Source organism: Planctellipticum variicoloris, assembly GCF_030622045.1.
Classification (GTDB): domain Bacteria; phylum Planctomycetota; class Planctomycetia; order Planctomycetales; family Planctomycetaceae; genus Planctellipticum; species Planctellipticum variicoloris.
In genome coordinates this window covers 1,215,773-1,227,878 of record NZ_CP130886.1, presented here as the reverse complement: position 1 = coordinate 1,227,878, position 12,106 = coordinate 1,215,773, and the positions used below count along the sequence as shown (strand labels likewise).

Genomic DNA, 12,106 nt, shown 5'->3' with positions numbered 1-12,106 from the left:
CACGACCATGAGTCAGGCTTCAATGGGGCCGCGCCTGAATGGCGCGGATGACCTCGACAATCTCCGGCTGCCGATCTTCGCACTGGCGATGGCTTCAATGGGGCCGCGCCTGAATGGCGCGGATGACAGGCGTTTCGGCGGCTTGTAACCGGACTTGCTTGAAGCTTCAATGGGGCCGCGCCTGAATGGCGCGGATGACCACCGCACCAGCAGCCGAAACTACCTGCTGCACCTGCGCTTCAATGGGGCCGCGCCTGAATGGCGCGGATGACTCGGTAATACCAAGCGAAACATCCACCAGCTAATACTTGCTTCAATGGGGCCGCGCCTGAATGGCGCGGATGACCGGATGCACGTGCTCTCGTCAAGCACGAACGCATCCCAGCTTCAATGGGGCCGCGCCTGAATGGCGCGGATGACGGGGATGACGGTGTCGTATTCGTCCGCGACGCCGGCGCTTCAATGGGGCCGCGCCTGAATGGCGCGGATGACGACGAAGCGCAGCCGCGGGATCCCGTCCGGACCGTCAGCTTCAATGGGGCCGCGCCTGAATGGCGCGGATGACCGGCCCGAAGTCCGGTATCCGCGAACCGTTCACCCGAGCTTCAATGGGGCCGCGCCTGAATGGCGCGGATGACGAGCAGCGGAGCATGCCGAGACCGATCGGCTTGTCGTGCTTCAATGGGGCCGCGCCTGAATGGCGCGGATGACGAGCTGACCATCGGTGCCAGTGTCTCCGTCGAGTGGCTTCAATGGGGCCGCGCCTGAATGGCGCGGATGACTGGTGCTATCGCGACGCGAGAATGCTCTTGCGATGCGCTTCAATGGGGCCGCGCCTGAATGGCGCGGATGACATGGCGGTTCTGGAAACTCTGTAGCAGGGAGGTGCCGCTTCAATGGGGCCGCGCCTGAATGGCGCGGATGACCGGCAGATGGCCGATCCCTTCTTTGTAATCGGTCTGGCTTCAATGGGGCCGCGCCTGAATGGCGCGGATGACTACCTGCGGAACATCAGAACGATCGAAGAGGCCAGAGCGGCTTCAATGGGGCCGCGCCTGAATGGCGCGGATGACCAGCAGACGTTCCAGCTCTTTGCCCTCACACAGCCCGCAGCTTCAATGGGGCCGCGCCTGAATGGCGCGGATGACGCAGCGCGTTTCTGTGGCTGAACGTGGTCAGACTGGCGCTTCAATGGGGCCGCGCCTGAATGGCGCGGATGACCTTCCAGCCCGCCGCCTTGGCTTCCGCGGTGTTCTCTAGCTTCAATGGGGCCGCGCCTGAATGGCGCGGATGACTTGTGGGACAGCATCCAGTCAGCGTTTGACGCCAGCGCTTCAATGGGGCCGCGCCTGAATGGCGCGGATGACACGTGTCGCAAGAGCCGACGCTGCTCGATGCGTTGTGGCTTCAATGGGGCCGCGCCTGAATGGCGCGGATGACTCGGTTCCGCGAAGTGGAGGCCGAACGTGTCACCCATGCTTCAATGGGGCCGCGCCTGAATGGCGCGGATGACCGCCCGCACATGCCGCGGCAGCTCCAGGCAGACCGTGACGCTTCAATGGGGCCGCGCCTGAATGGCGCGGATGACGAGCCACTCAAGATCGACATGGGGATTCCGTTCAATACCGAGCTTCAATGGGGCCGCGCCTGAATGGCGCGGATGACCGACGCCACGGAATCCGAGTCGCGCGAGAGCACGGCGGGCTTCAATGGGGCCGCGCCTGAATGGCGCGGATGACGTGGCCACGCTTCGTGTAGAGGTTGCCGTCGATTTGCTTCAATGGGGCCGCGCCTGAATGGCGCGGATGACGCGTTTCGTTTCCGTCCTAAACAACGTCTCCTGTTGCGCTTCAATGGGGCCGCGCCTGAATGGCGCGGATGACTCGGCTTCGCTACCCTTCAACACAAGTTTCGCCGCCTGCTTCAATGGGGCCGCGCCTGAATGGCGCGGATGACCCGCCGAACCAGTCGAACTTTCGACCTGCATCGCCGGCTTCAATGGGGCCGCGCCTGAATGGCGCGGATGACTGGGCGGGACGATCCGGGCATCGTTGCCGGCGTGCTCGCTTCAATGGGGCCGCGCCTGAATGGCGCGGATGACAACGCGGATCCGCTCGCCGACCCCGACGACGACCTCGGGCTTCAATGGGGCCGCGCCTGAATGGCGCGGATGACGCACCCCGGCTGATGGTTCGGCGTCGGAGGAGAGGTTGCTTCAATGGGGCCGCGCCTGAATGGCGCGGATGACCGGAGGAAGACGTGGCGAAACTCTGGGGCGGCTACAACAAGCTTCAATGGGGCCGCGCCTGAATGGCGCGGATGACGCAATTTCTTCAGTCGCCGCCCGACCCGCTCCTCCAGGCTTCAATGGGGCCGCGCCTGAATGGCGCGGATGACGCGATCGTTGCGAGACCCGCGATCAACCAATCGAGTGCTTCAATGGGGCCGCGCCTGAATGGCGCGGATGACGCGGTGTCCCTGCTCCTGCTGCGTCGAAAGGAGGCCGCGCTTCAATGGGGCCGCGCCTGAATGGCGCGGATGACTCGGTGCGCGCCGTGACGAAGACGACGTAATTGTGTCCGTGCTTCAATGGGGCCGCGCCTGAATGGCGCGGATGACGAGCCCTCCGAAGACGACCATCACATGGGCACACCAGCTTCAATGGGGCCGCGCCTGAATGGCGCGGATGACTTTTCTTGATAGTTGAAACGTCTTTAGCTGCTTCTCGCTTCAATGGGGCCGCGCCTGAATGGCGCGGATGACCCGATCCAGAGCACAGACGTTGCTTCGGGACTTATCGCTTCAATGGGGCCGCGCCTGAATGGCGCGGATGACCGGCGGATACCGATCTTGCGAAGGATATTGCCGCAGTGCTTCAATGGGGCCGCGCCTGAATGGCGCGGATGACTGTTTCATCCGCTGGAATACTGGCTCACACCGGCCGCGCTTCAATGGGGCCGCGCCTGAATGGCGCGGATGACAGGACGCAGGCGAATTAGAAACCTGGAGGGATCATGCGCTTCAATGGGGCCGCGCCTGAATGGCGCGGATGACCGCCCGCTTCCCAAACTCCTTGCCACCAACGGCTTCGAATCCAGTTTGCGAGCGGTAACGAAACTGACATCTCACAAAGTCTCTCCTCAACAGGTCTGTTCACAGAACTCGATGCATCTCAGTCACTTACGCCTGCGAGAGGTCACGGGGGTTTGTCGGGCACCGGACCGCTCGAATTCGCTTCAATCGCAACAAAACCTCCTCAAACGATCACCGCAGCTCGCTCCGGCGTCAGCCAGCGCGGCTGACCCCAGAAATCCACGCACTCGTCGCCGCGCGAACCCGCCGGCCCCAGGTTCACCACCATAACTCGATCCTCGTCCAGATTCAAAATCTCCCACAGCCCGTCCTTCAACGTCTGCAACTGAATCGGCGACAGCTCGCACCGGAACACCGAATACTGCAGCGACTGCCCGAACCCGCACAGCTTCCGGTACGTCTTCCGCAATCGCTTCGCGTCCGCCACGTCGTACGACACGATAAACACGTTCTTCATACCTGTCTCACTTCATCTTCAGCCTGCCCCTCGGCCTCTTCGCCACCTCCACTTCCCTGGTCTACCCCTCACACCTACCGCGTGCAGAAACCGGGGTACTCGGGCAGATCGCCCTGCAGCACCCGCGATAACAACCTCGCCTGCACTTCCAGCACCCGCCGATAACTCAACTTGTACCGGAAGATCGGGTGCGTGATCTCGTGTTCCATCCGCCGTTCGTACGCCGCCAGGACCGCCTTCCTCCCGGTGTCCGTCAGCGCCACCGACCCCGCCCGCGATACGAACTGATTCGCCGACACCTCCCCGTTATTGACCAGCGTCAGCACCACCGAATCGCCGATCAGCGGCCGGAATTCCTCCGCCAGGTCCAGCGCCAGCGACGGCCTCCCGTACCGCGGCTGATGCAGAAACCCCAGCATCGGGTCGAACCCCACCGACTGCAGCGTCACCGTCAAGTCCTTCATCAACAACGCATACACGAACGACAACAGCGCGTTGATCGGATCGGTCGGCGGCCGCCGGTTCCGCCCCTCCAGCGTGAAGTTCTGCGGCCCCTTGAACAGCTTCGCAAAACCCGCGAAGTACACCTTCGCCGACATCCCTTCAATCCCCATCAGCGACTCCGCACTCGTCGCCCGCTCCGCCTTCCCGATCCATTCCGCCAGCCGATCCAGGTCCGGCTTCAGCGACTCCGGACCGTGCCGCCGGAGCATCGTCCGCTGATTCCGGATCTTCGCGGCGATGAACGCCCGGCAGATCGGCAGCGACTTCGCCGGATCGCCGGCCGCGGCGAACTGGGCCATCCGCAACTCGACGTTCTTGTGCGTCAGCCCGGTCGTCATCGCGTGGAACCAGCCGCCGTACGAAAAATGGCAGATCGAAATCCCCCGCGAAACGATCTCACGCAGCACCGGGGCTGACATCTGTGCGTTGCCGAACACCGACACCTGCGACACGTTAATCAGCGGCACCGGCGTCGAACTCCCGTCCTTCGAGCGGACAATGAGCCGCTCCCCGTCCTTCCCCAGCGTCGCCCCCTGTTCCTGCACATACAGCGGCCGCGCATCATCCCGCGCAGGCAACAGTTTCCGAACCTCCCCCACCGGCCGCGCCCCAATGCGGTCTTTCTTCGCATTCTCCTCTTCCGGCTCTCGCCTGGCCGTCCGCTCTCCGCTTTCTGCTTTCCGCTCTGTTTCTGCCTCTCGACTCTCATCTCTCAACTCTCGACTCTCCCGCAGCCAGTTCGTCTCATCCGGCAGGCAGATCCCCACCAGCGAGCAGCGCGGGCACTTCGGGCTGTCGACCAGCGGCGGCGGCAGTTTCCGCGCCTCGGCCATCCGCCGGAGATCCCCCACGAGCTGTCGCGTCCGCATGATCAGCACGTCGTCGAACGGCACCACCACCCGCCGACGGGACTCGATGAAATACAGCTCGCCGTAGTCGCAGGCGTAGCCGTTGTCGCGGAGAATCAGCCCCTGGGCGCAGAGCTGCACCCGCTCGGGCTCCCACGCCTGGTGCGGACTATCGGGAACGGTCCCCCGCTTGTAATCGACCGGCACCGCCCGCCGGCCTTCCAGCTCGACGATGTCCAGCTTGGCGAGCAGTCCTTCGCGGTACGACGACAACATCAGCGCCCGCGACGTCTGGGGCGGCGGATCGTCCTCATCGCCGAGCTCGTCGGGGGAGGGGACCGGCTTGCACGACGGCCGGTCGACGTTGCGATGCCCGAACGTCCCTTCGCGGGTCACCAGGTTGTCTTCAAACTCCCCCTGCACCCATTCGAGATACGCCAGACGCGGGCAGTAGGCGAATTCGTTGAGCATCCGGGCCGGAACCAGCTCGGCGTCGGACGCGACGGCGTTGGTCCCTTCGCCGGTCAGAATCCCTTCGAGGTCGAAGGGGGCGGGCGCCGAGCCGGGTTTCGGGCCTTGGGAATCGGGAATCGCGGTCGGCGTGTGTTCGAGATCGAGAGCGGCAGGCGTCATCACGGAGTTCCTCCAGCAAAGGGGAGAGCATCCTCCGTGACAACGCCGCGCAGCTCGACACTACGGAAAAAGGGTTTTCACCAGATTGTGAAAGAGCGGCGTCATACCGCTGGGGAGCGGAAATCAGTCGGTGGCGGCGAAGAGGCCGAGACCGTAGTGGCGACCCGCACCGACCGTGATCGGGCCGGGAACAGGCTGCTGGAATGTTATTCGCAGATGCACGGCCGTCTGGTGCAGCAGGTGATCCGGGCGGAAATAGCCGACACGCCGCTTGCCACCAGGAGCATTGTCATCATGAACGTACTTGCGAGCGTCATACGATTTCGGGAAGAGGCTGAATGTGCTCCACTCGAACTCGCAGGGTTGCTCTATTCCGGATTGGGCCAATGCCTTGAGGATCAATTTGCGAGTTTTGTCCGGCTTGTGATCGTCATGTCCCGGAAGGATGACCGGTGTAAAACTCGCCCAGGTTCGCGAATCCCGGATGTAGGCGTCGCGAACACCGTCCTTGTGGCCATCAGGAATCAACTGGAGGTGCGTGCCGGCCGGGAGTCTGGTGTCGTTCTCCGGTTCCAGCATCTGACCGTCAAGGTACTGCGCTAAATGATCAAGCCATGCCTCATCGCCGAGAGGCGCAACGATCATCACGCGCCGAACAGCAGGGTCCGCGTGTTGGTGGCCGATTGACGGAAGAGGAATGTACGACAACTGCGAATGAGGACCGTCGGCCGCCTTGTCTTCGGGAGACTGATGCCCGGCAACGTAAGCCTGAACCCACTCCGTGGGTTGCCTTTCTCGCAAATTGCGCGGCGGATTGTGCCTCATCATCTCGATCGCAATGTGCCGGACCATTCCCGCAACATGAATAAGTTTGGCGTGAGGATAGGCAACCGTGTCGTCGTTGTCATCGATGAGCTTAAACACGGCGTGAGGGCGCACGACACCGGAAGCATATGGCCACGGCTGGTAAACCGGACCGCCTGATTCGAGGAGCGTTGAATCGCTTGATTCAAAGCGGCCGAGATATTGTCGGAAACACGTGGTTAAGGACTCCATGCTTCCGGCCTTTGGAACACGAATCTCAATGCCCGGCGCATCCGGGTGTTCTCGCGGAACAAAATGCGAACGCGACTCGGACGGTTCAGGCAGGCGTTCCTGTATGACCCCGTGGCCGATCGCAAGATCGATTCCCCACCCAAAGGCTCTAATATGGCGAACAGCGTCAAGAAGAACCCGTGCATGATTCTGCGTCATGATCTCAGAAGAATCATACTGCCAGGCAAACTCGATCAAGCGGTCGCCATTGAGCAGCGTTGGCCGAAGAAATTTCTGCGTGCGACTACGTCCTTCGGCGTTGTTCAGGACGTAAGTAAGTATCACCATCCCCGCTTTCGACGCCGGGACGATGACTACGGGCGGTGGGAGCGCTTCAAGCCACTTGAGTGCTTCAACGACCTGAGCGGGTATTGAATCGCCCCTCGCGTTTCCCGCAACGATCGCTTGAAACAGGCGAAAGCAAGAAGGGGGCCAGTTGGGCTGCTCGCCATTGGCGGCGAGGCCGTGGAAACGGTCGTCGAGCAAGCGAACCGACAAAAGAAGGATCACGCGTTGTCCTCCTCTTTGGCTGGCTTTACTTTCTTCCGCGCCGCCTTCGCGGCTTTCGCATCGAACACGATATCAATGCGATCTGGGCCGATACCAAAATCGGCGGCAGCCATGCTGGCATACTTCAACGCAGCCGTAGCATCGATCACGAATGCCGCCTCCGTTCCGTCGGCGTTAATCGCATTGCGTTCCATGGGCTTCTCCGGAACACCGACTAATTGACAGCCCTGCCGTAGGTTCAATACCTTTCCATCAAGGTAGGTAATCGCAACTAAGCTCAGGCCAAGGATGTATCGTTGGAGCTTCAGGGTTTCCTCATCCGATGTCGATTGGATGTCCCGTAACGTACAGAGATTCAGAGACGCCTCACGGCAAATGCCACCAATTGCCTCAACTCCCCCGAGTTGGAACGTGGATGGGGCACCATCCATACCGACCTCAGATAATCGGACGTCGCCCTTGTCTGTGGTCACTCCGGCAGCCTCAAAATCCATGGCCGGATTGAACTGCGAGGATCGACGGTACTCGCGAACGTCGTATGCGCGGATAATTGAATTGATGAGTCGCGGAATTTTCACGCCTGTGGCCTGCGAATCCCACATGCCGAAGATGAGCGATGTCGGAGCAAGTTTTGCGAGCGGCTTAGAGTCGGGCTTGTCGCGCTTCTTTCGGGCAAGAATTGCGGCACTGACGTCGGCTGCGATGGAGGTGTAGCGAAGCATGGCATCGGCAATACGATGGCCTGCATCAATGAGCAGATCCAGTTCACGTACCTCGTCGTCGATCTTGGCCTTCACTTTCACTGTCGGGACGAGCTTGACTTGGTTTCCCTCGTCGTCGACCAAACGTGCAAATGCCGGCTCGATTCGATTCGCTTGCGAGGGAATGCTGTCAATGACGCAAACGGAATGGAGCTTGCCTTCTTCGACACGCTCAGAAGTCATGAATGTATGCGTCTTCTTGAACCTCTCGAACCGCTTTCCGAGAGACGTAGTGTCTCCAAAGTGATCAATGTTGTAGACAGGCGGATCCTTCTCTTTTGGGTTGGCGTAAGTTGGTGGGAAAACGATCGGGTCGCCGACCGGCTTGAGCCATTGCTTGAGCACGATGGCTGCCGGACCGGTGTCTTTGAGAAGGTGATCGTAAGAATCAAGTAATTCAGACATTGGGTTTCCTTGCGGGTTGTGCGTGACCGAAAAGCTTGAAACGACCTTGCGAATCACGCGCTTTGATTGGGAATTCAAAATACTGACCAACGAAGGACGGAAGCATACCGAGTGCAGCCATCGGAGCGACAAGCACCGGCAGAGGCTCGATCCAAGTGCAGTAGCGATTGCGGTTCCACACCTCGATCATCTCTGGACGAAATCTCTGAAAGCCGACGAGGCACAGCACATCAATCGCTGGCGAGAAAGCTAACGTGCCGTGAGTAAAGTGCCCCATATCAAGTGCGTTATTGCGTGAAAGGCGACTGTCGAACGAAAATGCTGCGGGTGAGTCAATCGGGACAGCCTTGCGTAACCAGTCGTCTGGATACTGTTTGACGACGTTGGCGAAATGCTCTCGCGTTGAAGGCGTGTACAACTTTGTGGTTTCGTCTGGCTTGCCCTTGACTTTCTTCTTCTTCCTCTTGTGGTGTCCGAGCAAAAGGTCGGTTACGCGCTGGCCTGCGGTCCAGAGTTTGAGCTTCTGTCCCTGGGCTTCGTTGTCCGTCCACCAGTTAAGCAGCAAATGAAACGGAGGGCCAAGCTTCATCGGAAAAACACGCCCGCGGTAATGATCGTCGCTGTCGTCTGTGTCTTCTTCCTTGCCATCATCGGCACTCGCTGACTGATATGACGAGTCCACGTCGACCGTACAACTGAAGAACTTGTCGAGGAAATCCTCGGCAAAAGTGCTAATGCAGTATTTCGAGCCATCGAACCAGCCCAGTGCGTTTGCGTCAATACGGCTAGCCAACTCCAGTAATCCACAGCATGCAAAAAACTGGCCGGGGTTGGTCAAGTCGATTGGAATCTGGATATTGGCGTTCTCCCTGTCGCTCATTATTCGCCTCGCTCCGTTTCGTCGCTTTCGGTGCTGTTAACATTCGCACTCGCCAAGGCGTCGGCGCATCGCAGCAGGTTTTCAAGCCACGCCAGACGCCACCAGCCGTACCTCCGCTGAAGCCGCGCGAAACGGCGAATGGCCTCCGTATGAATTTCATTCGAACGAGCTTCGCAATCGGGATCAAAACCGCCTTTTGGAAAATGCGGCCGTCCGCGACCGTGATGGACGGCGATCAGGTGCGCGGCCAGATCGAAGACGTCCTGATTGACTGGATCGCCGGAAGTATCGAGCAGGTTCCCACCGTTGAATGCGTCGGTGAACTCGCGGAGCGAGGCGAATTCGTGGCGATAGCCCCGTGAGTCACGTTTCATTTCGCCGCCGGACTTGCCCATCGGTTCATCCGGTCTGGCGAAATCTCCCTGGAGAACGAGCAGGCGCTGCCATCGTTCTCGGGCTTTTCCGTGGTCGTGCCAATCGGCAGCAAATTGGGAGGCCTGTACGATCGCACTGGGAATCGCCAAGCGGGAAACGATGTCGTCTACGACCTTGCGGACGGTAGACACATGCTGTTTGAGAGTTTGCGGTTTCTGGCCTGTTTCGGGTCGCTCTCGTCGCGGAACGTAGCTGACAAGACGGACAGTCTTCTCGTCATCGGATTCAAGTTCGAGAGCGTAGCGAGCGAGTCCCGTCGGATTAACCGCTCCAGGGATGAGCGGGGTCGTTTCCGGCTCGCCTCCTTCGAGTTTTACGAGCTTCTCGCGATAGCGTCCCCCCCCTACGTCGGCAACGTCGATTGCGTCCGTCTGATCATTGAGAATCGACGGGGCTTCTTCAGGCGGCTTCGCTTCGTCGCCTCTATTGAGCTTTGGTTCGGTGAAATCGAGTAAACCAACTCCACGACGAATGCCGCCGAAGGACGCAGGAACAATGATTTCCGCTCCCCGCAAGAACGCATCGGCATCGGCGGTCTTGCGTGACAAGCGATTGACGACTTCGCCCAACGGGAGGATTTCCATTCCCGCACGATCGATGATCACCGGCCGTTTTCCGATCTCTTCTTGCTGCATTTCGGAAAATCCATCCCACCGTGCCTTGAGCCAACTGGCTACATCGCCAGTGTTCGCACCGAGCGATTCGTGAGTGAGGATGCGGTGGGTGTCGAACCATTCTTCAATGTCGTAATCACCCAGGTCGGCAAAGCCGTCGAGATCGAGTTCGGCCCGCCAGGCGATCTCCGTTCGTGGTGGTTCCCACTCGGCAATGCCACGCAGCCATGGACCGACATCGGGGCGGCCCGGCATGCGGTCCGTGATGCTGGTCATGCTCCACGCATCGAGAAGAACATCGGTCAGGTCGACCGTTGCTAGTTTTGGAGAGGACGCCCGTTCGATCTGCTCCCGCTGGAGCGAATTCTTGAATACTTTCAACGCCTTGGGGCTGACGTCCATACCATTCGTGAGTAGATTCGACGTGGCCGAACACGCCTTGTCGAACTCTGACTTGTCGGCAGGTTCCTTCCTTCTGACCAGCACTACCGTTGCCTTGCCGTTACCGCGACGATTCACCCGGCCCAGGCGCTGAATCCAGGAATCCAGCGGCGCCTCGTCACCCACGAGATGGTCTGCGTTGAGATCGAAGCCGACTTCGCCGGCGCTGGTAGAGATGAGGAAGCAACTCCCAAGTGAAGGATCATTATCGGGTTTGAGAAACCGTTGCATCACCCGGCGTTCGTGGTCGCCTTCGCCAAGAGGTTTCTCAAGATCGACGAGTTCATCGCGCTCCAACCCGCGCATCGTGCCGGTGAGGACTGCAACCGAATTCGCGTATGGTGTGCTCTTGATCCTTTTGGACTTCTGGCCGGCCTCATCAATGACTTCGACAACCTGCCCGCGAATCGCGATGGCAATACTCTTTGCATCATCCGGCTTTCGAACAAAAACAACGATGCGTTTGCCACGAAGCGAGTTGTCTTCTGCCAAAGCGACGGCTTCGCGGGCGATTCTATCGGTCAATTTTTCCTTCTGGCCAAGTGTCGTAATCGTCAGGACCTTCGTGGCCTCGTACCGGTTAAAAACCGTATCGTCGACAAAGTCCTCGGTTCGGCGCTCAAAATCACCTTCGAGTCGAAACACGTTGACTGTTGGATCGGATGAGGTCGTCGCAGACATGCGAATAACTCGCATCGGCGAGCCTTGTAATCGCTTGTCGCGACTTTTCTGGAATGGGCCATCATCGCCAATGGCGCAGGCAAGCTTCTCGAAAGGTTTGGACAGATGAGCCTCGTCCAGAACCAGCAGAGAATCCTGCCCGAGCAAGCCCGCTTCGAGCGGTCGGCGTTTGTAACTGGAGCGATAGCCGGAGAACAGCAGCGCCGAGCCGATGAGATCGACCGTACCGATGATGATTGCGGGCCTGGAAGGATCGCGCGACCATTCGCGATTGTCGGCGAGTTGGCCGCGAAGTGTGGAGATGGCGGGTGGTTCGCCGCCAAAGTTCGTGTTTTTCCAGTTCCTGACCAGCATCTCTGCAAGGTCGGTGGCCTGATCGACGACGGTTCTCCGATCGACGACGTAGATCAGCCGCGTGGGAATCCTCAGGTTGTTTGCCCAGGCGATGAGCCAGATCGCCATCACCATCGTCTTACCGAGTCCTGTTGGCAGATCACAGACGGCCGGGAATTTTTCGACGGCGAACCAGTGCCGATACAACCTCCGCTGCCACGACAACGGTGAATGACCGGTGAGCGCCTTGAAGGCGCCATCGAAATCAACCTGCTGGCTGGGTTTGGTCATCTTGCGGCCCGTCGTCGAACGAACAGATGCGGAATGGATGCTCATGCGTGCGTTGCAATCACCGTACAGTGATCTGAAGTGGTGTCAAGCATTTTTCAAGAATTCTGTCATCTCCCCAAACCCCT

General features: G+C 59.8%; 6 protein-coding genes and 1 CRISPR repeat array (1 of these 7 only partly in view). All 6 genes read right to left on the bottom strand.

From position 1 onward, the window contains the following. Positions 1 to 3,054: direct repeats of the CRISPR family, unit length 36 nt; unit sequence GCTTCAATGGGGCCGCGCCTGAATGGCGCGGATGAC (it extends 6,131 nt beyond the left edge of the window). Positions 3,055 to 3,256: 202 nt separating this feature from the next. Continuing rightward, on the bottom strand, positions 3,257 to 3,550 hold the full coding sequence (gene cas2 / locus SH412_RS04890) for a CRISPR-associated endonuclease Cas2 (protein WP_336522392.1): 294 nt from the start codon (positions 3,548 to 3,550) through the stop codon (positions 3,257 to 3,259). Between the two features lie 74 nt (positions 3,551 to 3,624). Then, positions 3,625 to 5,535 (bottom strand): CRISPR-associated endonuclease Cas4g/Cas1g, encoded by a 1,911-nt coding sequence (cas4g/cas1g, locus tag SH412_RS04885; protein ID WP_336522391.1) that lies wholly within the window; start codon positions 5,533 to 5,535, stop codon positions 3,625 to 3,627. A 123-nt stretch (positions 5,536 to 5,658) separates the two neighbouring features. After that, entirely contained in the window at positions 5,659 to 7,140 is a 1,482-nt protein-coding gene (csb2, locus tag SH412_RS04880) for a type I-G CRISPR-associated protein Csb2 (protein ID WP_336522390.1), read from the bottom strand. After that, positions 7,137 to 8,306 (bottom strand): type I-G CRISPR-associated RAMP protein Csb1/Cas7g, encoded by a 1,170-nt coding sequence (cas7g, locus tag SH412_RS04875; protein ID WP_336522389.1) that lies wholly within the window; start codon positions 8,304 to 8,306, stop codon positions 7,137 to 7,139. Before cas7g ends, csb2 begins: the two co-directional genes overlap by 4 nt. Beyond that, the gene (locus tag SH412_RS04870) at positions 8,299 to 9,186 is read right to left on the bottom strand and encodes a hypothetical protein (protein WP_336522388.1); all 888 of its coding nucleotides are present in this window, start codon (positions 9,184 to 9,186) and stop codon (positions 8,299 to 8,301) included. The genes cas7g and SH412_RS04870 overlap by 8 nt, the downstream gene beginning before the upstream one ends. Beyond that, the gene (cas3g, locus tag SH412_RS04865) at positions 9,186 to 12,026 is read right to left on the bottom strand and encodes a type I-G CRISPR-associated helicase/endonuclease Cas3g (protein WP_336522387.1); all 2,841 of its coding nucleotides are present in this window, start codon (positions 12,024 to 12,026) and stop codon (positions 9,186 to 9,188) included. The genes SH412_RS04870 and cas3g overlap by 1 nt, the downstream gene beginning before the upstream one ends. Between the last annotated feature and the right edge of the window lie 80 nt (positions 12,027 to 12,106).